This is a genomic window from Paenibacillus taichungensis, assembly GCF_003287275.1.
GTDB classification, from domain to species: domain Bacteria; phylum Bacillota; class Bacilli; order Paenibacillales; family Paenibacillaceae; genus Paenibacillus; species Paenibacillus taichungensis_A.
The window spans coordinates 324,767-348,754 of the sequence record NZ_QEVW01000001.1 but is presented as its reverse complement, the minus strand read 5'-3'; the positions used below and the strand labels follow the sequence as shown (position 1 = coordinate 348,754).

The following is a 23,988-nucleotide window of genomic DNA, read 5'->3' as shown; positions in this document are numbered from 1 at the left end:
CCTTGTCTGTTCAGACAGACAACGTATCGTAATCGCGGCTCTACCGCCGATCTTTCTGTGATTAACCCAGGGAGAATTGCACGAAAGCCGCACAAAGGAGGATGACCTATGAAAGCACCTCTGATATCGGCTAATCCGGTGCCACAAACCGCCAAGACCAGATTATCATCTGCCCGTCGCCTGTTGAATTTATTGTTTGTAATAGCGGGTGGAATTCTGGCCTCCGTGGGACTTGAATTGTTTCTACATCCCAATAAGATCATTATTGGAGGCATTACAGGCATCTCTTCGTTGTTCGCCCACTGGACCGAAATGAGGATTGGTTTGTTCCTGTTTTTGTTCAACGTTCCGTTCATTTTTCTGTCCTATAGACTCGTGCAAAAGAAATTTGTACTGGTCACTGTTCTGGGTTTGGTTGTCTTTTCGATTGGTGCCATTGTGCTTCATCCCATGCCGCCGCTTGTCGAGCACCCGCTGGCTGCTGCCATGTTTGGCGGATTATGTCTCGGTCTAGGAATCGGTCTAGTCGTGCGGTATGGTGGGACACTGGATACGCTGGAAATCGGTGATCCGTCCTCCCGTCCACCTGAACGTGTATTTAGCGGGAAACGGATGCTTATCGAAAAAATAATCATGCTGCTCAACTTGTTGATTCTAACCGCCGCTGGTGTTGTCTTCGGTTGGGATCAAGCGATGTACTCGGTAATTGCTTATCTCATTGCATATGAAATGGTGTATATTGCATTCCGCGGATTCACAGCTAAGCGCAAAATATGTATTTTAACCACACAAAGCGCTCAAGTTGAAAAAGCCATCCGTAAACGGCTGCGCCGTGAGCCTGGAATATTGGATGCTTCAACGGATTCAGGGCACCCTGCTGTCGCTGAAGGTTGGATCCAACACGTTCCGGGAGCACTCTACTATGAGATTCATTTCCTTGAAATGATCTGGCTCAAATCCATTGTGCGTCATATTGATCCACATGCAGGTATTGTGACGAACCCGGAAAAATAATCTAGATTCCTATAGGTTGGACAAATAAAAACTCTCTCTGATTCCTATGAATGTTAACCATTCATTAAGGTCAGAGAGAGTTTTTTCATTGATTCTTTTTATAATTCCACTATTGCTTTCACTACATACGAATCCGGTTGTAACCAGGTGTCGATCGATTCAGGCAATTGATCCAAACTCGACCGGTGTGTAATGTAGCCATCCATGTTCAATTTCTTCTCCCGCAAGATCGACATGACCTGTTCAAAATCTTCCCGTGTGGCGTTTCGGCTGCCCAGAATGCTCATCTCCCGCTTATGAAAGTCTGGATCATGAAAGGAAATATCGGCTTTGACCAGTCCAACAAAGATTAATTGTCCACCATGAGCCACATATTGGATGGCATTATTCATCGATTGCATGTTTCCTGTTGCATCAAAGACAGCCGTCGCATAGTCCCCATTCGTGATTTCAGCAACTTGTTGTGCCGCTTGTTCATTGGCCTTAACCATAGCATCCACTCCAGCCCATATGCGGCTAAGTTCCAACCTATCCACATTCCGGTCAATGGCAATGACCCTAGCACCCGCAAGTTTAGCAAAAGCCATCACCCCCAGGCCAATGGGTCCAGCTCCAATGACCACAACCTGGTCACCAGGCTTTATGGCTGCTCTTCTGACCGCATGAGCACCAATACTCAGCGGTTCTACCATCGCAGTTTCATCCAGCGTAAGTCCTTCGGCTTGGATCAGATGGGAGACAGGAACAGCAATCCTCTCTCGCATGCCGCCGTCCACATGTACACCCATCACCTGCATGGACACACAACAATTCGTTTTCCCTGATCGACAAGCGATACAATGACCACAATGTAAATATGGAATAATACTTACCTGATCTCCTGCTTTCAAGCCCGCTTCATTGGGGCCAATCTCTTCAATAATCCCTGAAAGCTCATGCCCAAGTACTCGGGGATAGGTGAAAAATGGCTGATTACCTTTGTAGGCGTGCAAATCTGTGCCACAAATTCCAATTCGGCGGATGGTTACCAGCGCCTGATTCTCGGTTCTTTCAGGTTCAGCTATGTCTCGTAACGCTAAACGATTTATTTCTTCACATATAACAGCTCTCACTCCTGTTCCCCCTTCGATGATGCTTGTGACTTCATGTTATGTTCAATGTTATATTCAGGGCGTCCGCTTGCCCAGCTCTCGTTATGAATTGGAGCCAGAATACGCAGTACCTCTGTTAACAGGTCCTGATCCAGTGGTTCATCAATCCAAGCTGCATTGTGACGGATATTATGTTCACTTGCACTGCTGACCAGTGTTGTTGGAATCCGTTCATTGGCTGTTGCAAACTGTACGGCAAGCTTCGCAATATTAGTGCCCTGTTCCGCACAGAACCGCGCCGCTTGCAGGCAAACCTGCTTCACTTGATCATCTGCCGGGTGCCAGGCAGGAGTGCCTCTTGTGCTTAATAAACCCATGGAAAGAGGCGAAGCATTCACAAGGCCAACTTCTTTCTTTTCCAAAAGGGGCAGCAAGGACAGCAGTGAAGTATCATTCAATGCATAATGGCAGTAGGAAATGATAGCGTCGGCATCAATCTGTGGCAGCACCTTTTCGAATAACCGCAGCGGTAAGCCACAAATCCCTGCATGGCGAATGACTCCCTGCTCTTTTAGGCGGAGTAAGGTTGGAAAAGCTTCTTCAATAATAATATCTGCAGAGACAAATTCAATGTCATGCAAGAACAGGATGTCGATATAATCGGTATGCAGTCGATCTAGACTCTCTTGTACACTCTCATGTATCCGCTTACGTGAAAAATCAAATGCATTCTCCCCATAACGTCCAGCCTTGGTCGACAACGTAAACGAGCTGCGTGGCAAACTACGGATGGCTTCTCCAAGCACCATTTCAGCTTTTGTTAATCCATAATAGGGCGAAACATCTATATAGTTCATCCCTGCATCTACAGCGGCGTGAACCGTACGAACACCCTCACCTCGGTCAATATCACGAAATACGGAACCTAGAGAGGATGCTCCAAAGCTCAGTACAGGTACTTCCAGTTCCGTCTTCCCAAGTCTTCTTGTTTTCATCGGCCTGCCCCTTCCCAGCATGTCTGGTTACTCCCGTGTCCTTTCATTGTAACAGTTGAATTTCAATATAAAATATCGTCAAATGCGTAATATGTACTGTTTGATGATCTGTGAATAATCGCTTGGTGTGAAGTGAAATTAAAAAGTCCGCCGATTCCCCTTATAAAGAGTAATCAACGGACTTCTTATCCAAACTGACTGAATGAACTTAACCATTCAATTCATCAGCTTAATGTACTTTAAAATATATATTAGTTCTGCATTACAAAATCTTGTTGAATGGCATTATTCTCATCAAACGTCCGCAGGATGTCATATCTTGTGTTACGCTGTGCTGGAATATAACCGGACTCCCGAATCAGTTGCGTAATGGAACCAATGTTGACTTTGTATGTTGCGCCTGCAGCAGATACCACGTTCTCTTCAATCATGGTGCTACCGAAGTCGTTGCAGCCAAATTCAAGTGATTTTTTGCCGACTTCAGGTCCCATCGTTACCCACGAGGATTGAATGTTTTTGATGTTGTCCAATACCAGTCGACTGATCGCTACCGTCTTCAGGTACTCTTCTGGCGTCTGACGCTCCAGCTTCAGGTTTGTATTATCCGGTTGGAATGTCCAAGGAATGAACGCCAAGAATCCTTCGGAATCATACTTGTTCGCAATGCACTCATCCTGAGCTTCACGTACCCGAAGCAGATGCAGTGCGCGCTCTTCCATCGTTTCACCAAGGCCAATAACCATCGTTGCCGTTGTGTTCATACCGATACGGTGAGCTGTCTGCATAACGTCCATCCAGTCGCGCCATGAACCTTTCAAACGGCTGATTTTGCGGCGTGTACGGTCATCCAGGATTTCGGCACCACCACCAGGCAGGGAATCGAGTCCCGCTTCGTGAATTGCACGTACAACCTCTTCCAAAGTAAGACCGTCGGACACCTCAACCATTTTCATAATTTCGGCTGGTGAGAAGGAGTGCATCGTAATATTAGGGAAACGCTCCTTGATCGCTTTGAGCAGATCGGTGTAATAACTAAACGGCAGATTTGGATTCGTTCCGCCTTGCATCAGAATCTCGGTACCATTCACGTCTTCGGTTTCTTGGATCTTCTGGAAGATGACTTCATCGGGAAGTACATATCCTTCGTCAGAGCCAGGTCTGCGGTAGAAAGCACAAAAACGGCAGTACACATCACACACGTTCGTGTAGTTGACGTTACGCCCAATTACAAATGTTCTGTATGGTTCGGGGTGCATGCGTTTTACAATCACATTGGCGGCTGCCCCGATTTTGTCTACTTCATTTGATTCAAACAGCTGAATCGTGTCTTCCAAGTCCAAACGTTCGCCCCGAAGGGCTTTATCTAAGATACGGTCTACCGTACTCATCGTAAAAAAGCCTCCCTCATGAAGAGAAAATATAATCACGATCCGTCCCAACTTGCTCATATAGATGAAAGTTTTGGTGGCAACATCGCATTTCTGTACTCCACATATCGTAACACAGGTTACATGTGAAAAAAAGCACCTTATGAGAAGGTGCTTTAAAAATTAATAAAAATGTTTACATATGCCATCTATTTCAATTCTTTTTCAGCAGACTCTAACACCCATGTTTCAATACTATTGACTCTACGAGTCCTGAAGTGCCTGATCCAAATCTGCAATCAGGTCATCGATGTCTTCCAGACCAACCGAGAAGCGCAATAATCCGTCAGTTATACCTCGATCACGGCGAACCTCAGCCGGCATAGCCGCATGAGACATCATCGCAGGATAAGACAGGATACTTTCAACCGCACCCAAACTCACAGCAACAATTGGCAATTTCACACGGTTGAGTACAGCCTTGGCCCGATCTCCCGAACCTACGTCAAACGACACGACAGCGCCGTATCCGCTTGACTGACGTTCATGAGCTTCACGCCCAGGATGATCCAGCAGCCCCGGATAAAATACAGCCGTAATATCACTGCGTCCACTAAGCCAAGCAGCCAGCTTCGCTGTGCTTTGTTCACTATGTGCCATGCGCGCACCCAAGGTTTTCATACCACGCATCAGCAGCCAGGATTCCTGGGCACCAAGGACGGTTCCAAGTCCATTCTGCAATTGTTTTAGCTGTCTGCCCAATGAATCCGTACGAGCAACGGCTAAACCTGCCAGCACATCACTGTGTCCGCCAAGAAACTTGGTCGCACTATGTACGACAATATCCACCCCGAGCTCAATCGGACGCTGGTAATAAGGCGTCATGAAGGTGTTATCAAGAATGGAGATTAACTCATGTTCCTGTGCCCAGGAGGTGACTGCAGCAATATCCGTTATTCGAAGTGTCGGGTTGGATGGTGTTTCCATATAAACTGCCTTCGTATTCGGTTTGAGCGCTGCCTTTACTTCCTCAATATTGGTCATATCCACAAAGGTAGTCTCAATTTGCATCCGGCTCAGAATGGAAGTAAGCAGTCGATACGTTCCTCCATATACATCTTCCGTCACAATCATGTGATCGCCTGCCGAGAACATCATGAACACACTGGAGATGGCAGCCATGCCTGAGGAGTAGGCAAATCCGCGTGCTCCGCCTTCCAATAATGTAATGTAATCCTCCAATGCCTGACGAGTCGGGTTACCGGAACGACTATAATCATGTTGAGGTGGATTAAAAATATCAAAATGATGGAATGTGGATGCCTGGTAAATTGGCACACTGGAAGCCCCGGTGGTTTTATCAATTTCGTCACCGAAATGCAGCAGCTTGGTGTCGAACTTCAGGTCGGAATGAACATTCCGTTCATGATTGTTGGCATTATGGTTTTGCTCACTCACGATGCGTTCCCCCTTCTATCTCCTGCTGTGCAGCTGTAAGTGCATTGCCCAGATCGGCAATCAGATCTTCGGCGTGCTCGATCCCTACAGAGAAGCGCAACAGACGGTCATCTACACCTACAGCGTCACGAATTTCAATCGGAATATCCGCATGGGTCTGTACCGCAGGGTAAGTCATCAACGACTCTACACCCCCGAGGCTTTCCGCAAAAGCAATCAGTTTGATATGACGCAGCAATGGTTCAACATAACGAGCATCCTTTACTTTGAAAGAGAAGATGCCCGTATTCCCACTGGATTGTTTATTCTGTATTTCAAATCCGGGATGATCCGACAAACCAGGATGATACACTTCATTAACGGCTGGGTGCTCCAAAAGGTACTTGGCAATCGTCAAAGCATTATACTCATGCCGCTCCATGCGAAGAGCGAGTGTCTTCATGCCTTTCATCAGCTGATAGGAGTCGCTTGGGGACAACACGGCTCCTATGGAATTGTGCAGAAATGCCATTTCGGCTGACAGTTCTTCCCCTTTGGTAATAATTAATCCCGCAAGTACATCATTATGACCACCCAGATACTTCGTGGCACTATGGATGATGATATCAGCACCGAGTTCAATTGGACGCTGGAAGAACGGAGTCAGTAGTGTATTATCCACAATGGTCAGCAAGTTGTGGCTCTTGGCCCAGGAGCATACCGCTTCCACATCCGTAATCATCATTAGTGGATTGGTTGGTGTCTCAATAAATACCGCTTTTGTATTCGGTTGACGAATACTTTCCAGAGCTGCCAAGTCATTGGTATCGACGTAACTTGCTGTCACACCAAATCGAGACAGGATACGTTCAAGCAAACGATACGTTCCGCCGTACAGATCCAGCGATACAATCAGATGATCCCCTTGTCCGAATAAAGCGAAAATCGTTTGCAAAGCGGCCATGCCGGAGCTACAGGCAAAACCTGCATCACCGGATTCCAACGCTGCCGCTGCTTCTTCCAACACTTTACGGGTTGGATTGGTCGTACGAATATAATCAAATCCCGTGCTTTGTCCAAGCTTTGGGTGGCGAAACGCAGTGGATTGATAGATCGGAAAATTAATGGCACCCGTTACCGGTTCATTGATAGACCCAATTTGGGCCAATCGACTTTCGATTTTCAACTTGTTGTCTTCCATTGCAGCATCCTCCTGTAATGTCGATTAAATTTGTGGACCAATATCGTAAGGTGTCTCTTGATACACATAGTAATTGAGCCAATTAGAGAATAATAAGTTTGCATGTGCCCGCCAAGTGGCTGGGGGAACACGGGAAGGATCGTCATTCGGGAAATAATGTCTAGGCAGCGCAATGTCCATGCCTTTAGCTGCATCACGGTCATATTCCCATTTCAATGAAAGCGGGTCATACTCGGCATGTCCGGTTGCAAAAATCTGTTTGCCGTCTTTGGTAGCAACGAGGAAAATACCCGCTTCCTCGGATTCAGCCAATATTTCAAGGTTATCATTTTTTTCAATATCTTCACGTCGCACTTCCGTATGACGAGAATGCGGGACGTTGAATACTTCATCGAATCCGCGCAGCAGCTGCACATTGGATCTGTTGATCGTATGTGAGAATACGCCAAAACATTTTTCATCCAGCGGAACTTTGGGAACTCCGAAATGGTGGTATAAACCTGCTTGGGAAGCCCAACATATATGCATGGTCGAAGTTACATTCGTTTTGGTCCATTCGAAGATCTCCTGGATTTCTTTCCAATAGTTCACGTCTTCAAAGTCCATTTGCTCTACAGGAGCGCCTGTAATGATCATGCCGTCAAAACGGCGGTGTTCGATCTCATCAAAGGTTTTGTAGAATAAGTCCAAATATTCCTGGGAAGTGTTCTTGGACGTATGAGACTTTGGATGAACCAGAACGATATCTACCTGAATGGGTGTGTTACCCACCAAACGAAGCAATTGAGTTTCTGTCGTTTCCTTTGTGGGCATCAGGTTTAATATAGCGATACGCAGTGGACGAATGTCCTGCTGGTAAGCAGATGTCTCGTCCATGACAAAGATGTTCTCTCCTGCAAGTACTTCTTTGGCAGGCAGTGTGTCTGGAATTTTGATTGGCATGGTGGTTCTAACTCCTCCTTGTGCATAAATAGATGCAGCCACTGCGGACTCGATACGATTCGCATCCGTACAGTTATAGGCTGCCATGAGCTTGCCTGCAGGCGCTGAATTGCAACCACATTGCTGGCGGCAAGCTCAAGTTCCTTAGCGAAAATCACTGCTGAGAAGTCGGTGCATATAACAAAGACCTTCCTCGGATTCCGAGAAAGGTCATATGTAAATAGATATGCGCCTCTCTCATCTCTCAGTTACAACAGTGTCACTTGGACACTTGGTCGCTGCAAGAATTAGCACCGTGCGGTATACCGCCGGTTGCCGGGTTTCATCGGGCCAGTCCCTCCACCTACTCTTGATAAGATTTCGCTTTATTCAATTGTAATAACTAGTGTGGTTCACCTTTTACTTTAAGACATTAATCCCCTCACGTCAAGATGTAGTTCAATGTCTGTTCCTCAGGATCGGAACCGTTCATCATCCGTTGTCATACACTGCTCCAGGGCGCGAAATCGACACATTTTTGCGCTTGAAAGGACCCTGTACCAGCGGTATACTAGACAAGTGTTATAAACCCTTATGTGAGAGGTGACATATTCAATGGATGGCGACCCGAGGCCTGACTGGCAGCCGAATTCCGACAAACTGCATAGAGAATTGATATCAGCATGCCGGCAGCGGGACGTTACTTCCGTTTGACTATAGAGCGAACGCAGTCCTGACTTCCAGGCTCCGCTGCCGACCGGCTGATCTGTTCTTTTTGCGCCCATATTGATGAAATCCGCCCATTTGGCGGGTGCAGAAGGAGTAGATGAATAATGAAAATCCGGTTGGTAAATAACGGTGTATTTATTCCGGTGGACGACATTCAGCAGGCGCTGACTCCACCAGCGGAGGGGTTTTACTGGATTGATGCAGACGTAGACGATTTGGCGGTACTTCAACCGCTGTTCATGATGCATGATCTGGCCGTGGAAGACTGTTTGAGTGACGAAGAACAACGTCCGAAGATTGAAATTTATGAGAGCCATTATTTTATTGTTATTAATAGCATTCGTTTTGATGATGAAGAGATTTTTTTACGTGCGGTCAACTTGTTCCTTGGCAGACACTTTATTATCAGTGTAACCAAACAGAAAGTCAGCGAATTGCGGACATTGAAACCGATCCTGTGGGAACAGGAAATCAGTACGCCGGATAAGCTGCTGTATCTGCTGGTTGACTTGATTGTTGATAATTATTTCACCGTTGGTGACCGAATCGAAGCGCGCATTGAGAAGCTTGAAGAAGACATCCTGATGCATACCAAGAAATCTCATCTGAATGAGATTATCGGGCTTCGCAGTGAGATTTTATGGCTGAAGAAAGTGCTGGGACCTCAGAAAGAGGTCATTAACACACTCAATAAAAAAGATTTGCGTCTTATTGATGATCAACTGCAAAAGTATTTCAGCGACATTTATGAGAATGCTGTGAAAATATCTGAAACCTTTGAGACTTATCGGGACTTGATGGGGAACTTGCGAGAAGCTTACCAATCCAGTATCGCCAACCGGGCGAATGAAATCATGCGTGTGTTCACCGCCATTACCACGGTGTTCATGCCGCTGACCGTTATCACGGGCATCTATGGGATGAACTTTACGAACATGCCTGAGCTGGACTGGAAGTATGGTTATTTTGTGGTTATTGGCCTGATGGTTACACTGGGCCTGAGCATGTTCTTTATTTTCCGCAAAAAAGATTGGGTTTGAAATAGCAAAAAGACGAAGTGCTCCACATTTGGAGACGCTTCGTCTTTTTTTATTATCCGCTTATAAGTATGACAACTAACGTCCTATTTCCAATCTAGCCTGCATTCTGCTCCGTCTCTGTGTGACGACGAAACCGGATGCGAATCATGCGCAGTCTTTCGTAGACCTGCTCCAGGTTGCTACCGCCAGGCTTTTCTTCTCCATACACCTTATGTAATACAGGCTTCAGAAACGTATCTCCCAGCTCCTCGTAGGCACTCCATACCGCCTCTTGCTCCTCTTCGGGCATGACAGCAAGCTCCGCATCAAGCAGACAATCTGTGTCATATCCCTCCAAATCCAGTGTCTCCAATAACTCAATCAGCTCCCTACGGGACAATCCGGAACGATTTACGATTTCCTCCAACGTATATCCTTCCTTCATACCTTCAAGTACCTGCTTACGTGTGGTGAATCTGTCAAGTTCCTGCTTGTACTTCTGCTCTCTCTGTTTGTACAGCCAGCTCTCATATTCTTGTTCCTTCAGATCCGAGTACACCCAATCTAGCGGGAAAGATGTGGAACGTTCCAGTCCATTCGTAATCTCCAGCCATTCCTCTCCATACTCGGAAGCCTTGCTCTCCCCTACGCCAGGTAATTGCATCAATTCATCGATGGTTTGTGGAACAAATGCACTGATCAAACGCAACAACCGGTTCGTTGCAATAAAATAAGGGGCCTTCCGGTCAGACGCTGCTCTCTTCCTGCGCCATATGCACAGATCCATATACAGCCCCTCATTGCCGTATAATTCACTGTAACAATGAAGACGCTGACCGCCATAACTGCGCGACTTCAAATCATCATTTTCGTGAAACAAACCCTGCAGCAACGGACGATATCCTTCGCTCATCTGTATGGCTAACTGATGACGATACACATGTAACAGCTCGTCCCACGAACTGCCAGCATACCAGTTGTCATCCGTTCGATCTCCTTCCTCATATCGGCTCCACCCCAGATGCCACGCTCCTTCTTCTTCACCGATCCACAGCTGTGCATGCTCTTCATTCTGATCTAACATTCTGGATAATCTGTTCATGAAAATGACTTCCATATCTTGTCCCTCCTTCAATAGTTCAGCTCGACACAGCCTGTATGTGCTAAATTAAGCAGCACAAAAAAACACCTCTCCTGCAAAATCCATGCAAGAGAGGTGCTTCCTCATTTAACCGTGCTATGCTGTTGCTCATATATTACCACAATGGAAAAATTCGTCAACTACTTGTTTGTAAAGCTATTACTTGTTCAAAGCCAATTTCGCCAGTGCAAGCGAACCACACAGTCCCGCATTATCGCCAAGTCCCGGTGAAACGACATACTGGTCAATTTCGGATTGAAGTGCAGGGTGCTGAACGTATCCAGCGAGCAATTCCTGCAATTTGCTGCGAACCATTGGGAACAGATGCTCCTGCTTCATCACACCGCCACCCATTACAATTTTCTGAGGTGTGAGGATCAATACATAATTCATCAGGGCATGCGCCAGGTAATGTGCTTCAATCTCCCAGGCCTTGTGATCGGCTGGCAGTTCGTAAGCCGGTTGATTCCAACGTTTATTGATGGCAGGACCTGCGGCAAGGCCTTCCAGACAGTCCCCATGATACGGACAGAACCCTTCATATGTATCTTCGGGATGTCTGCGGACAATGATGTGTCCCATCTCTGGATGCGACAATCCATGGACCATTTTGCCACCTACAACTGCGCCTGCACCAATTCCCGTTCCGACAGTAATATACAGACAGCTATCCAGGCCTTGTGCAGCCCCCCAGGTTGCTTCCCCAAGTGCAGCACCGTTTACATCCGTGTCGAACGTCATCGGTACATCAAAGTGCTCTTTGAGCTTACCAATCAGGTTGTACTGCCCCCAATGCGGTTTTGGTGTTGTTGTGATGTAACCATAAGTTGGGCTTCCTTCAATCGGATCAATTGGACCAAATGAACCTACACCCAAAGCTTCAATACCTTTACCTTCAAAAAAAGCGATTACTTGAGCCATCGTCTCTTCCGGTGTCGTCGTTGGAAAGCTTACGCGTTCAAGAACTTCTCCTTCTTCCGTACCGATACCACATACAAATTTGGTTCCTCCAGCTTCAATTGCGCCTAAAATCGTCATGTTAGTCACACTCCCAAGTAGTTTAAAATTAAATGGATCTTCGAATCTGTTTTCTAAAAGACGGAACAACAGCATGATTAGTCCTGTTCAGCAGTTTCGAGCTTGGCCAATCGCTTCAATAAGGTCTGTTTCCAGCTGTCGGATAACGTTGGAATGGCCAGCAGAGCACGCATAGCAACGGCATCCTGCTTCCCCTGATGGATAATTCGATTGGCTTCCAGAATGGTCATTGATGCAGGATCTGTGCTTATACGTCTGAATATTGCAGAAGGAGTTACCTCTCCCTCTTGCAAGACCCGAAAATAAAATCCGGTATGCCCGCTATCCTGAAAATAAACAGGCAGCTCTTTGTAATCATACCGTGCACCAAGCTTGAAGCAAGGCTGTCTTGGCTGGCTGACCTGTACCGTGGCTTCCCCCAATTGATACACATCACCAATGCGGACTTCTTCCTCCATACAGCCTTCAACTGTCAGATTTTCTCCACAAGCTCCCCAGTCCAGCTTGCGATCCATCAGTTGTTCAAGCGCCGGATAACGACTGTAATCGTATACACAAACCGCCTTGTCAGGTCCACCATGATGCTCCAGATCAGCCTGGGCATCCCCTGTCATTCCGGTGAATGACAGGAAGACCGGGCTGGATATGGGATGTTTCACAATGCCGCTCATCACTTCGCGCTTCTGGCCAGGCAAGGCCTGAAGTTGCCCTACGTTTACAGCTAATACCGCCGTTTTGTTTTCATCTGGCTTCCGGTTATGAGTGAGTGTCATCTGATCCTACCTCCCATATTAGCTTTCTTTTAACGAACAGAGCCACCAAAAACAAGTGTATTACTTAACAAGCGGCCCGGGGAAGTAAGCATTTTGCCGCCAGCATACATGCCAGAAGATGCACCTCCATCCAGGTTCATTGCCTGCTTGGCACCAAGCTTCTGCATGACAGCAGCCCATTCCTTAATCGTCGCTCCTGACACGGTAGCCAACATCACCGATCCGTCGGCCATAATGGCAATACCACTTCTTGCGCCGGAGGCATTGAGAATTTTGGTATCCTTGAAGCCCTCACTCGCTGGATTTACGGCAATTTTGCCGTCTTTCACCAGACGTGGACCTGCGCCCACAGCGGTGACTACATCTTGCCAAGGGATCTCTTTGCCTGCTGCATTGGTGTATTTATAATTCATCTCTACAGTTGATCCAACGGTAAAGCGGTCCGACGAAGATTTCTGATTACCCGTGAAGACCAGTACCGATCCATTCTTCGGAATGGCTACATTGGTATTCGGTACTTTCTTGGTGACAATCCCTTTCTCCATCACAACCGCCGTACCTCCTTTGAACCCGACTGTAGATCCCCGCTCTGGCGTGTATAACATCGTAATACTCGCATTCGCGGAAGGTGTTCGGTTAATAAAGGTCGCATACCAACTGCGTGACTTTCCTTCTGTATCTGTTACTTTACCCGTCAGACTCACTTGAAGCGAATCCATGATGGCTGAGCCATCTTCCTTAAACCCAATCGTTGTTCCGTATCTTCCAATATGTATAACTTTGCCGTTTGCTATTAACATGCCGTATGGATCTGGAGCTCCGTTATATGCTTCAAAAAATGCTCCGTTAATGGCCGCTTGCGCGCCATATGCCTTAACAATTGAAGGTAATGTTGCCGTCTGACCGACCTGCTTCTTCGCTAATCCTACGGTAACTGGTGTACCCTTGGGAATACTAACCGTCTGCACGGTAAAACTGCGTCCTGCTGCTTTTACTTTCTGTACTTTGGTGCTAATTGCCGCTTTGGCATCTACTGTCTGTGGAGCACTCACCGCTCCTGAAAGGATTACAGGCAAAGCAAGGACGAGGGCCATAGCCCCTGTCCACCACTTTTTGCCCGTCCGTTTTGTCTGCATGCTACTCACCCTATTGCCACTCCCATCCAAGAGCCCAGGCTCTTCATCTCAAGTTGTTCGAACTTGTCCATCACCATATCCGGATCAAGACGCAATTCACATACATCCAGTGCACAAGCTACCGGAACTGCACAGTGAATCTCTGCCAGTTTGCGGGACAGATGAAGCATGTCGAGATCATTCTCAATCTTGTTGCGTACCGAAGGGGTAAGTTTATCCATATTGTCCAAAATACCTTCAATGGAGCCAAACTCCTGCACAAGTTTCAAAGCCGTCTTCTCCCCAATGCCCCGTACTCCAGGATAATTGTCACTGGCATCGCCCATCAGACCTTTCATGTCAATCACTTGACGAGGTGTCAGTTGTTTCTCCGTCATTAGGGATTCAGGCGTATACACCATATAATTGCCATGACCTTTTTTCATAATAATAATGCTTGTACGATCATCAATCAGTTGCAGCATATCATGGTCACCCGTAAGTACCATCACGTTCATATCCGTCTGCTCGGTGTAATACTTGGCAAGTGTACCGATGCAATCATCAGCCTCATATCCTTGAGCGCCAATATTCGGAATGTTTAAACTATCCATCACTTCACGAATCAGAGCAAACTGAGGAATCAGATCATCCGGAGCTTCCGGACGGTTCCCCTTATACGCTGCATACTCTTCACCGCGAAACGTCTTGCCTCCCATATCCCAACAGCATACGACATGACTTGGCCCAAAGGTCTGAACCGCATCCCAGAAATAACGGATAAATCCGTATACTGCGTTGGTTGGCACGCCTGCCTTTGTACGTCTGATATATCCGCTTGCAGATGTTGCATAGAACGCACGGAACAACACCGCCATACCATCTACCAGCAACAAAGTAGGTTCATTACGTTGATTCACTTGAATTTGTTCTCTCCTGTCCTGATTCCATAGAAAATTGAACTAAAAATAATTACACTTGCCACTCCGATGACAGAACAACCTTCTGATCGCTGTTATCCCCAGATTTTTTTGATTCCCTTCTTCAAAAGGGAAAATCCGGTGGTAAAGGCGAAGTGTATGCTTCCGATGGAGCTTTCTTTTAGAAAGCTTTTAGCTCCGCTTCTTCAGGTTATTTCTGTCCTCTCCATTCTCGTGTAAATCTTTAGCTAAGTTCCTATAGCAAATAAAATATCGAACTAATTCTATCATTATAGCATAGTTCCGCCAAGGATCGACCAGCCAAAAAAGCCCTGAAATTTGAACATTCAGAGCCTTTTTTACCTTGGTTCATTTAACAATCAATGAAATCATTAATCAATAAATTACGCGTTGTTCCATTCCTGTTCATACGTATCTTCCTTGAATCCTACGGTCACTTTGTGACCATCCGTAACGATTGGGCGTTTAATCAGGCGCCCATTGGAAGCCAGCAAACGAATCTGCTCTTCTGTGGACAGCCCCGGCAGCTTGTCCTTCAATTGCTGCTCCTTGTACACTTCCCCACTCGTATTGAAAAACTTTTTCACTTCAAGTCCGCTCTTCTGAATCAACTCCGTTAATTCTTCTTCGGTTGGGGGGGTGTCGAAAATAGGAAATAATTCCAGCTCATGCCCCTGAGCTTCCAGCCATTTTACCGCTTTACGGCACGTGCCACATTTAGCGTATTGATATACTTTTAGATTACTCATCGTTACTTGTCCTCCTATGTGTGCTCCGGTTTCGATTTCTCGCTTCCCTTGGTTTGCTTCGCAAATCCAAAAGTCGCTCCAAACCGATACCATCGCACTGTATTTTTAAACCTCTTCTCGAATGAGAAAATGTCCATTCGGCTTTAGGATCAAAAGCCTAAAACATAAAACCTTACAACCTTACAACCTTACAACCTTACAACCTTACAACCTTAGCCTGCGGCATTTTGTTCGGGTGCAGTTGCATCCCTCACACGGGTTAAGCTAACTAACATTGATTGACAGCAGGGCACCGTGCATTGAGATTCTTCACCAGCGCGAATCAAAGGCCGTTTAACAGGCTTTACAACAATTCTCTCGGGGATGCCTCAGCATCCAGGCGAGCCTCCAGGGCTGCCATATCTGCGGGTAAAGGTGCTTGGAACGTCATCCTTTTTTGCAAAATGGGATGTTCAAACGCCAGCTCACATGCGTGCAATGCCTGACGGGCAATCCAAGTGTCTCGTTCCTCCCGAACAGCCAGGGTCTGCTCATCGAACTCATGCATAGGAAGGGTCTTGTACATCCGATCCCCAATTAAAGGGCAGCCAATCGATGTCATGTGTACCCTAATTTGATGGGTTCTGCCGCTCTCCAGCTTCAGGCTCACCGCACTAGCGCTTCCGCCCGCCCACCTTGCAACGGTCGTGTATAACGTTCTTGCCGCATACCCGTCAGGTGTAACGATTCGACGATGCGGCTCTTCGGGATCACGATCAATCGGGCCATCGATGGCCCCCTCTTCTTGGGCAGGACTACCGTGCACAAAGGTAATATATTTTTTATCTACCGTTCCTGCGATCATCTGCTCAGACACATGCTGGTGCACATATGGATTTTTCGCGATTGCCAGCACACCAGATGTTTCCTGATCCAATCGATGAATCGGTCTGAAACGGAAACGATCGCCTTTAGTCTTCCAATAATGGACAACCCCGTTTGCCAATGTACCTGTGTAATGCCCATGTGTTGGATGTACGATGACACCGGAATCCTTGTTCACAATAAGCAAGTGCTCATCTTCATACAGTATCGTAAAGGGAATCGGCTCAGGTAAAATATCATCCGACTCTTCCTGTTCCATCCGGACTTCCAGGACGTCACCTGTGCTAACTTTGACGCTGATGTATACCCGCTCGCCATTCAACATAATTCCCCGCTCTGTAAGTTTGATTCTCGACAGGAGCTTACGCGAAACCTGTAGACGCCGCTGAAGCACAGTCTTCAGCAACCAGCCATCTTCATTTTCGGAAACCGTGTAAGTAAGTGGTGAATAATAATCGCTCATTCTTTGTCTTTGCGGCGGAATACTTTTTTGCTCCGCACATACTCAATGTCAGCTACCTGTTGTCTCGCATTGGCAGTCCGAGCTACAACGAAGAAATAATCAGACAGACGGTTCAAATAACGTCGTACAGAAGGGTTGATATCGGTATGCTGTCCGAGCGTCACGGCGCGACGTTCAGCGCGGCGACATACTGTGCGACAGACATGTAATGTGGAAGAGAGTAGACTGCCCCCAGGCAAAATAAACCGCTCCACCTTCGGATTCTCCGCATCATACTGATCAATCCATTGCTCAAGCCGGGTGACCATCTCATCCCGCACTTTATATTTGGTTTCGCTAATTTTTACAAAGGCGAGATCGGATCCGCAATCAAACAATTCTTGCTGAATTTCGAGCAAGTGTTCACGCAAATCCTCAAATTTTCCGTTTGCTTGATCAATAAAACTGATGGCCTGCCCAACAAAACAATTCAGCTCATCAATTGTCCCGTAAGCTTCAACTCGGTCATCGTCCTTGATGACCCGTCCACCAATGACTGAGGTCTGTCCCTCGTCACCTGTTCGTGTATATATGCCCATTGTAATCCCTCCTATTGTTAATATCATTCGCATGGTAGAACGCTGGGGTTAAATATAAATGCATGCCCTTTTAGAGTGTAACTTAATTAGTATACTTGACCTACTATGAATACGGGAATGCTATTATTTTCAGAAACCAGTGAGATCCTTCACACGTATATATGAGTTGGTGTACTCTGCCGAGTATACGCCAAATCCTTGCAAACCAAAAGTAGAGGAGACGATTATGCAAAACTGGATAACCGATTTCATGGAACAATACGGCTACATAGGCATTGCACTCATTATTGCGCTCGAAAACGTATTTCCCCCCATCCCCTCGGAAATCATATTACCTTTTGGCGGTTTCATGACCACCTACACCAGCCTGACCCTTCCCGGTGTCATTATTGCGGCTACCATTGGTTCTGTGCTTGGGGCTGTCATTCTTTATGGGATCGGACTGCTGATTGATGTCAATCGGCTGGAGAAGATTGTAGAACGTTGGGGTCATATTCTGCGGATCAAAAAAGAAGATATACACCGTGTCGATGCATGGTTTGACAAATATGGAATGTGGACCGTACTATTCTGTCGCATGGTACCCCTTGTTCGCAGCCTGATCTCGATTCCTGCCGGCATGTCCAACATGAAATTTGGTTTATTCCTGCTCTTCACAACCATTGGAACACTGGCCTGGAATATTATTCTCGTCTCGGTTGGTGCGGCCCTCGGTGCGTCATGGGACAGTATCCTGCACTTTATGGACGTGTACTCCCTGGTCGTATATGTACTTCTGGCGATTATTGTTGTGGGCTGTATAATCTGGTGGATCAGACGAAATAAAACTCGGAAATAAAGAAATATACACGCATCACTTGTCAAAAAATAAAGCCTCCGCACCACCATTTGTGGTGACGGAGGCTTCTTTACGCTCGTCCATCGTTTAACAAAATGAAATGCTAATCTTCATATCGCAACCCTCGATCTTTGAGATCAACGGGCAATCCAGATATTAAGAGATACATCTGTTCCGAATGCGCCTGCAACGCCCGGTTAACTGACGCCATTCTTGCTGCAAAAATTCGTTCTTCCTCTGAAGGATACAAAGAGCCGTGCATTTCATTGGTAATCACGAGCAGCTTTCCCTGGTAAGACAGAAGGGCGTCCAACAGCAGCTGTGTCTCTGAACGCTGCTGATCCAGATCATCACTTGCCCTGAAACCGGCTGCCATCCATGCGGTCAGACTATCCACAATGACAATCCGCTGATCTGCCAGGAAGAGATTGGATTCCCGATTAATCTGGTGAAGCACCTCCGTCAGGTGCTGGCCGTTCCCAGCCTGGATGGCACGATAATGAGCGGATGGCAATTCGGGAATCACGGGATCATGATCACCAGTGGATAAATAGATGCCCTCCCGGCTAATCCGGGCTGCGTATCCAAGCGCAAATCGGGTTTTACCACTGCCTATGCCGCCTGTGACCGTAATTAGCAATCCGCTCCCCTCCTTCAGTAGCCATACTAGATTGCATTTACTCTGTCAGCGCCTTCAGCACTTTCTTGGATTCTTCGACATTAGAAGCCGACACCGGAATGGTAGCAAACAGATTTTGCGCAGCATAATCTACATCTTTGAACATTTGCATATCTTCCAGCGGAATGCCATAGAGATGTGATTCTGTCTTGATATCTGAACCGTCATCTCCTTCGCCCCTCTCAACCAAGACACCGCCTTCAAATACACCGCGCTTATACTTCTCCGCATCAAATGTATCATCCAGCGGGATATTGGAGCCGTTACTTCCGTACTGCTTCATATCAGCTTCAGGCAAAATGAAAATATCATGACCACCCGCCGCATACTCTACCATAATTTTCTGAACATCATACATCGCACTTGTGATAACTTCCACTTTGGGCTCCTCACCCAGCTTTTGCTGCAAATTAGCTTGCAACTGCTCCGAGATCACGGATGGATTTCCTTGGTTATCAATGATAAAAATCGTAAAACCGTCCTTACCGCCACAGCCAGCAAGCAGAAAAATCATAGAAATAATTGCGGTAAGCCCCCAAAATCTTTTCATTCCAGTTCCCCCTTTAGTCTCCTATGTACAATATATCACAATTGTTCCACGCAAAAAAATACCCCTGCCAATCCGAAGCAATCTGATCATATATCAAAAAAAAGACCCCCCCGGGGTCTTCGTTTAACTGCATATGCGTAACGTTTCGATACAACGAAAAATTACTTTCCCTTAATCGGATTAGCCTTCATGTATTCATTAATCTTCAAATCTAGCAAACTGCTAATTTCAATTACAATATCGGATGTGAATGATTTCTCTTCAAGGAATATCTGTTCCATCTTGCGGCGTAGCATATGGATCTCATCTTCCAAGGAAACGTTATGCAAAGATGCGTGATCCGGTTTCACCGACCATCGGTCGCCATGATCGCCTTCTGCCAAATAATGCCCACGATTAGTCGGTAAATCATATTCAACACAAAACAAAGCCAACCCCTCCTTGGAAAAATTAGTTTCCAAATACAAGAAAAACATATTTCAAATTGAAATTATATCACAATATTTTGTAAAAGAAAGTTATTTTTTTCTAGTTTGAAAAATGTTCATATCTTTCAAAGGCTTCTAATCCCTATTAAACCTCTTTTTGCAGTTTGTAAACAAAGTTTCCGATTCGTTCCAACGCTTCATTCAATTGGGTCACCGATGTTGCATAGGAACAACGAAGAAATCCTTCACCTTGTGGACCAAATACATTACCCGGAACAGCTGCCACTTTATTTTCCGTTAGCAAACGCTCAGCAAAAAGATCCGAACTCAGCCCCGTCTTCTGGATACTTGGAAATGCATAAAATGCTCCCTGGGGTTCATGACAGTCCAGCCCGATATCTCTAAAACCCTGCACAATAAGGCGTCTGCGCTGATTATAGGATTCAACCATTCTATCCTTCTCACCCAAACCATTTGTCAATGCCTCAAGCGCGGCCACCTGTCCCATGGCAGGTGCACACATCACCGTATATTGATGAATTTTGAGCATGGCTGCAATTAGTTCAGGATGTCCGCACATATACCCGATCCGCCAGCCTGTCATTGCAAAAGCCTTGGAAAACCCACTAACCAAAATCGTTCGTTCCTTCATATCCGGAATCGAAGCGAAACTAACATGTTTTTGCGTATATGTCAGCTCAGCATAAATCTCATCCGCAATGACGATCAGATCATGCTTTTTGATCACTTCAGCAATAGGCAGCCATTCTTCATAAGTCATGATGGCACCTGTAGGATTGCTAGGATAACATAGAATAAGAACCTTGGACTTCGGAGTAATTCCCGCTTCCAGCGCCTCGGCTGTCAGTTTAAACTGATCCTTCGCATACGTTTCTACACCAACCGGTATGCCTCCACCAATCGAAGCGATCGGTGAATATGCCACATACGAAGGTTCTGGAATCAGAATTTCGTCACCGGGTACGATCAATGCACGCAACGCCAGATCAATGGCTTCACTCCCACCAACGGTAACGATAATTTCGTCCTTTGGATCATACTTGGTATCAAACTGAGTATCCAGATACTCACTAATGGCTTCCCTCAGTTTCGGCATACCTGCATTGGAAGTGTAACTGGTCATTCCTCTTTCGAGTGAGTACACACAAGCTTCACGCATATGCCATGGTGTTACAAAGTCCGGTTCTCCTACACCCAGTGTGATGATATCTTTGTTATCGCCAACCAGATCAAAAAATTTGCGTATGCCTGATGGCGGTATCTGTTGAACCAATGGTGCCAGGTACGAAGTCATTTTCTTGTTGTTTCCTGTTGTCTGTTCATTCACTATCATGACGCATCTTCCTTTACGGCGAGATCATGAGACGGTTGTCTTCCTGATGGTCTTCAAAAATAATCCCGTCCTGTTTATATTTTTTTAGAATAAAATTCGTTTTGGTTGAAAGTACAGAGTCAATCGGAGACAATTTCTCCGATACAAAATTAGCGACTTCACGCAGGTTGCCACCTTCTACTTCCACGAGCAGATCATATGCACCTGACATGAGATATACCGATTTCACTTGCGGATACAGATAAATGCGTTCAGCGATTCCTTCGAAGCCACGACCACGCTCAGGCGTAATCTGTACTTCAATCAAGGCTGTTACTTTCTCATCATCAATCTTGCTCCAGTTCACAACGGTTGCGTATTTCACAATCACGTGGTCCTGTTCAAGCTGGGCCACGGCGTTCTTGATCTTATCTTCCGACTCCCCCAGCAGCGTCGACAGCAGTGCGGGAGTCCTTCTCGCGTCTTCCTTCAACAAATCCAGAACTTTTAATTGCAGATCGTTCAGATCCTTCATGTCTTTCCCTCCAGCGTCATCCAGGTTCCTGAAAATGAATTAATACTTATATTACATGAATTCAACGATCATGCAAAGACAAAAACCGCCCGCCCTGAATTCGGGCAAGCGGTGGTATGGTCTGCAACAGTACCTGCTTCAAACCATAATGACAAAGGTTACATGTAATAAGGGTTACCGTAATTCGGTTGATGCTGGGGTACATTAGGCGCTTGGCTATAAGCACTCGTCTGTGTATTCTTTTCCTGAATGAACTGTTGACATTTCTGTTGGGTCTGGTGGGCCGATTGAATCTGCTTGTCCACATCCTGGCGCAGAGCCTTCGAACCTACCGAATACATGTTGTTCTGCTGCATCACATTGAACAGCTCACCTTGTAAACGGAGTGTATCATTGGTCAAGTCTGTAAACATCCGACGTGTAATAGGACAGGAAGCTTCGGTAGTTGCTGTCGTATATTCGCGCGCGGTTCGTCTTAAATCCGCAAGAATCGACTTCAACAAATCCTGCTCCTGCATAAATGATCCATTAGATGATAAAGATTGAGAATACACAAAGTTTCCTCCTATACGGTTAGATTCGGGTTCAATTACTGTGCTTGTGTTGGAGCAATAGATTGATGTTGTTGCAAAGCATTGACAAGCGTGTTCAGATGCTGTTCATGGGAACGAACATAGTGATTTAATGCCTGCTGAATTTGCGGATTATGTGAGATGGAAGCTGTGGCAGCACACTGTTTGATCAGCAGTTCTTCATTGGTTATTGAATCCGCAATATAATTCAATTCCTTGGGACTCAGCGCTTGCATGGATTGATTCTGCATGTTTCGTTGACCTCCTTGGCATAAAGTTTATGCGCAATTATTGTTAACCCGGTCACTCAAAAGTATACAAACGTAATCACGAAGGAGATGTTTCTAATGGATCTGGTCTATGGTACACCTTTCTGGCCTTCCACTTTTAATCCAAAATCCACCTATCCCTCGCTACAAACCGACATTTTCTGTGACTGCTTGATCATAGGCGGAGGTATGGGGGGCGCACTGACTTCCGAATTGCTTACGGAGCGTGGAGTTAATACGGTTGTTATAGATAAGAGAAAGATCGCGCACGGTAGCAGTTCAGCCAACACAGGTCTTTTACAGTACACAAATGACAAAACTTTGACCTCCTGTATCCATACCTTTGGCGAAAAGACAGGCGTGCGTTTCTATGAACTATGTCGTGAAGCCATGCAGAAGCTCACACAAATTGCGGACAGGCTGGATACCGATCCCTGGTTTATTCCTCGGACCAGTCTCTGTTTTGCCAGTAGCATTGATGATGTAGCCATGCTGGAGGAAGAATATCAAACGTTGAAGCATTATGGCTTTGAAGCTGAACTGTGGAATTCCAATCAAATCGGAAGCCATTTCCCCTTCAACAAACCTGGCGCACTATACACGTTGGGGGATGCTGAAGTGAACCCGTATCGCTTTGTTCATGCCTTATTTGAATCAGCAAGTAAACGAGGAGCACGAATCTATGGACAAACTGAGATGATACATTGTGAATTCGATGATGATGGTGTACTCTGTCATACTTCAGGTGGAAAAATCCGGGCCAGCAAGGTTATTTTTGCTGCCGGTTATGAGACGCAGACCATCAAAAAGGATAAAGGAGCCTACCTGCAAACCACGTATGCTATTGCTACTAAGCCGTTGCCGGACCTAAAGGAATGGTATGAGCACAGCCTAATCTGGGAGACAGCACGCCCTTACCTGTATATGAGAACCACACCAGACGGAAGGATCATTGCTGGGGGTCTGGATGAAGAGACACCACGGGAAGATCAGCGTGAGATTCGGGTAAAGCACCGCGGAGATACACTCCTTGAAGAAGTACGATCTTATTTCCCACTGGAGAATCTTGAAGTTGATTATGCCTGGGGTGCCGTGTTTGGAAATACAAATGACGGTCTTCCGTTTATCGGACCACATCCTGAATACCCGCATTCTTATTTTCTCGAGGGTTATGGCGGTAACGGGACAGTGTACAGCATGTTCGCTGCTTCTATTCTGGCCGATGCTGTTACAGGAGTTGAGAATGGCGATATGGAACTTTTTTCATTAACGAGAACGAGTAAACCGTCTCCTGTGTAAGCAACATTTCAAATAAATAAGGGTACAGCTCAGGATTCAGATCCTGGAC

25 protein-coding genes and 1 riboswitch are annotated in these 23,988 nt (G+C 46.2%); of the genes, 4 read left to right on the top strand and 21 right to left on the bottom strand.

Annotated features, from left to right (window positions below):
* Positions 1–108: 108 nt before the first annotated feature.
* Positions 109–1,014: a YitT family protein gene (locus tag DC345_RS01820; RefSeq protein WP_113051642.1), complete on the top strand. Its 906-nt coding sequence runs from the start codon at positions 109–111 to the stop codon at positions 1,012–1,014.
* 98 nt (positions 1,015–1,112) lie between these two features.
* Here the strand turns inward: DC345_RS01820 and DC345_RS01815 are convergent, their stop codons facing one another.
* The 6 genes from DC345_RS01815 to metA all read right to left on the bottom strand — a co-directional run bounded on the left by DC345_RS01815 (position 1,113) and on the right by metA (position 8,047).
* Entirely contained in the window at positions 1,113–2,126 is a 1,014-nt protein-coding gene (locus DC345_RS01815; protein ID WP_113051641.1) for a zinc-binding alcohol dehydrogenase family protein, read from the bottom strand.
* The gene (locus DC345_RS01810; RefSeq protein WP_113051739.1) at positions 2,123–3,100 is read right to left on the bottom strand and encodes an aldo/keto reductase; all 978 of its coding nucleotides are present in this window, start codon (positions 3,098–3,100) and stop codon (positions 2,123–2,125) included. Before DC345_RS01810 ends, DC345_RS01815 begins: the two co-directional genes overlap by 4 nt.
* Positions 3,101–3,351: 251 nt before the next feature.
* Positions 3,352–4,488 (bottom strand): cyclic dehypoxanthinyl futalosine synthase, encoded by a 1,137-nt coding sequence (gene mqnC, locus DC345_RS01805; RefSeq protein ID WP_063564227.1) that lies wholly within the window; start codon positions 4,486–4,488, stop codon positions 3,352–3,354.
* Positions 4,489–4,731: 243 nt separating this feature from the next.
* Complete coding sequence (locus tag DC345_RS01800) at positions 4,732–5,928, bottom strand: trans-sulfuration enzyme family protein (RefSeq protein WP_397333616.1); 1,197 nt, start codon at positions 5,926–5,928, stop codon at positions 4,732–4,734.
* Entirely contained in the window at positions 5,918–7,105 is a 1,188-nt protein-coding gene (locus DC345_RS01795; protein ID WP_113051639.1) for an aminotransferase class I/II-fold pyridoxal phosphate-dependent enzyme, read from the bottom strand. Before DC345_RS01795 ends, DC345_RS01800 begins: the two co-directional genes overlap by 11 nt.
* Positions 7,106–7,129: 24 nt before the next feature.
* The gene (metA, locus tag DC345_RS01790) at positions 7,130–8,047 is read right to left on the bottom strand and encodes a homoserine O-acetyltransferase MetA (protein ID WP_113051738.1); all 918 of its coding nucleotides are present in this window, start codon (positions 8,045–8,047) and stop codon (positions 7,130–7,132) included.
* 234 nt (positions 8,048–8,281) lie between these two features.
* A riboswitch (SAM riboswitch) is annotated at positions 8,282–8,406 on the bottom strand.
* Between the two features lie 453 nt (positions 8,407–8,859).
* Between metA and corA the strand changes: the two genes are divergently transcribed.
* Entirely contained in the window at positions 8,860–9,795 is a 936-nt protein-coding gene (corA, locus tag DC345_RS01785) for a magnesium/cobalt transporter CorA (protein ID WP_053780458.1), read from the top strand.
* A gap of 94 nt (positions 9,796–9,889) precedes the next feature.
* Here the strand turns inward: corA and DC345_RS01780 are convergent, their stop codons facing one another.
* From DC345_RS01780 to DC345_RS01745, 8 genes are all read right to left on the bottom strand, one after another.
* On the bottom strand, positions 9,890–10,891 hold the full coding sequence (locus DC345_RS01780; protein WP_113051638.1) for an HRDC domain-containing protein: 1,002 nt from the start codon (positions 10,889–10,891) through the stop codon (positions 9,890–9,892).
* 183 nt (positions 10,892–11,074) lie between these two features.
* Positions 11,075–11,953: an ROK family protein gene (locus DC345_RS01775; RefSeq protein ID WP_113051637.1), complete on the bottom strand. Its 879-nt coding sequence runs from the start codon at positions 11,951–11,953 to the stop codon at positions 11,075–11,077.
* Between the two features lie 77 nt (positions 11,954–12,030).
* A complete protein-coding gene (locus tag DC345_RS01770) occupies positions 12,031–12,726 on the bottom strand; it encodes an MOSC domain-containing protein (protein ID WP_113051636.1) in 696 nt (231 codons plus the stop codon).
* A gap of 29 nt (positions 12,727–12,755) precedes the next feature.
* A complete protein-coding gene (locus tag DC345_RS01765) occupies positions 12,756–13,862 on the bottom strand; it encodes a phosphodiester glycosidase family protein (RefSeq protein ID WP_258530454.1) in 1,107 nt (368 codons plus the stop codon).
* 5 nt (positions 13,863–13,867) lie between these two features.
* On the bottom strand, positions 13,868–14,761 hold the full coding sequence (locus DC345_RS01760; protein ID WP_072734037.1) for a 5'-3' exonuclease: 894 nt from the start codon (positions 14,759–14,761) through the stop codon (positions 13,868–13,870).
* Between the two features lie 404 nt (positions 14,762–15,165).
* Complete coding sequence (locus DC345_RS01755) at positions 15,166–15,531, bottom strand: arsenate reductase family protein (protein ID WP_113051634.1); 366 nt, start codon at positions 15,529–15,531, stop codon at positions 15,166–15,168.
* A 343-nt stretch (positions 15,532–15,874) separates the two neighbouring features.
* Entirely contained in the window at positions 15,875–16,858 is a 984-nt protein-coding gene (locus DC345_RS01750; protein WP_113051633.1) for an RluA family pseudouridine synthase, read from the bottom strand.
* On the bottom strand, positions 16,855–17,436 hold the full coding sequence (locus tag DC345_RS01745; protein WP_113051632.1) for a cob(I)yrinic acid a,c-diamide adenosyltransferase: 582 nt from the start codon (positions 17,434–17,436) through the stop codon (positions 16,855–16,857). The genes DC345_RS01750 and DC345_RS01745 overlap by 4 nt, the downstream gene beginning before the upstream one ends.
* Positions 17,437–17,662: 226 nt before the next feature.
* On the opposite strand from DC345_RS01745, the gene DC345_RS01740 reads away from it, so the two are divergent.
* Positions 17,663–18,274, top strand: coding sequence for a DedA family protein (locus tag DC345_RS01740; protein ID WP_113051631.1), 612 nt, complete (start codon positions 17,663–17,665; stop codon positions 18,272–18,274).
* Positions 18,275–18,377: 103 nt separating this feature from the next.
* Here DC345_RS01740 and DC345_RS01735 read toward each other — a convergent pair whose 3' ends face one another.
* The 7 genes from DC345_RS01735 to DC345_RS01705 all read right to left on the bottom strand — a co-directional run bounded on the left by DC345_RS01735 (position 18,378) and on the right by DC345_RS01705 (position 22,622).
* Complete coding sequence (locus DC345_RS01735) at positions 18,378–18,914, bottom strand: bifunctional adenosylcobinamide kinase/adenosylcobinamide-phosphate guanylyltransferase (protein ID WP_072734039.1); 537 nt, start codon at positions 18,912–18,914, stop codon at positions 18,378–18,380.
* 37 nt (positions 18,915–18,951) lie between these two features.
* Positions 18,952–19,503, bottom strand: a complete 552-nt coding sequence (locus DC345_RS01730) for a type 2 periplasmic-binding domain-containing protein (RefSeq protein ID WP_113051630.1) — start codon at positions 19,501–19,503, stop codon at positions 18,952–18,954.
* A gap of 161 nt (positions 19,504–19,664) precedes the next feature.
* Positions 19,665–19,931 carry an aspartyl-phosphate phosphatase Spo0E family protein gene (locus DC345_RS01725; protein WP_053780449.1) on the bottom strand — a complete coding sequence of 89 codons (267 nt, stop codon included), beginning with the start codon at positions 19,929–19,931 and terminating at the stop codon, positions 19,665–19,667.
* Positions 19,932–20,076: 145 nt separating this feature from the next.
* Positions 20,077–21,285 (bottom strand): aminotransferase class I/II-fold pyridoxal phosphate-dependent enzyme, encoded by a 1,209-nt coding sequence (locus tag DC345_RS01720; protein ID WP_113051629.1) that lies wholly within the window; start codon positions 21,283–21,285, stop codon positions 20,077–20,079.
* A 13-nt stretch (positions 21,286–21,298) separates the two neighbouring features.
* The gene (locus tag DC345_RS01715) at positions 21,299–21,799 is read right to left on the bottom strand and encodes an Lrp/AsnC family transcriptional regulator (protein WP_024628343.1); all 501 of its coding nucleotides are present in this window, start codon (positions 21,797–21,799) and stop codon (positions 21,299–21,301) included.
* Positions 21,800–21,957: 158 nt separating this feature from the next.
* Positions 21,958–22,353, bottom strand: coding sequence for a spore coat protein (locus tag DC345_RS01710; protein ID WP_076289917.1), 396 nt, complete (start codon positions 22,351–22,353; stop codon positions 21,958–21,960).
* 35 nt (positions 22,354–22,388) lie between these two features.
* Positions 22,389–22,622 carry a hypothetical protein gene (locus tag DC345_RS01705; protein WP_063564215.1) on the bottom strand — a complete coding sequence of 78 codons (234 nt, stop codon included), beginning with the start codon at positions 22,620–22,622 and terminating at the stop codon, positions 22,389–22,391.
* Between the two features lie 96 nt (positions 22,623–22,718).
* On the opposite strand from DC345_RS01705, the gene DC345_RS01700 reads away from it, so the two are divergent.
* Positions 22,719–23,939, top strand: coding sequence for an NAD(P)/FAD-dependent oxidoreductase (locus DC345_RS01700; protein WP_113051628.1), 1,221 nt, complete (start codon positions 22,719–22,721; stop codon positions 23,937–23,939).
* The last annotated feature ends 49 nt before the right edge of the window (positions 23,940–23,988 follow it).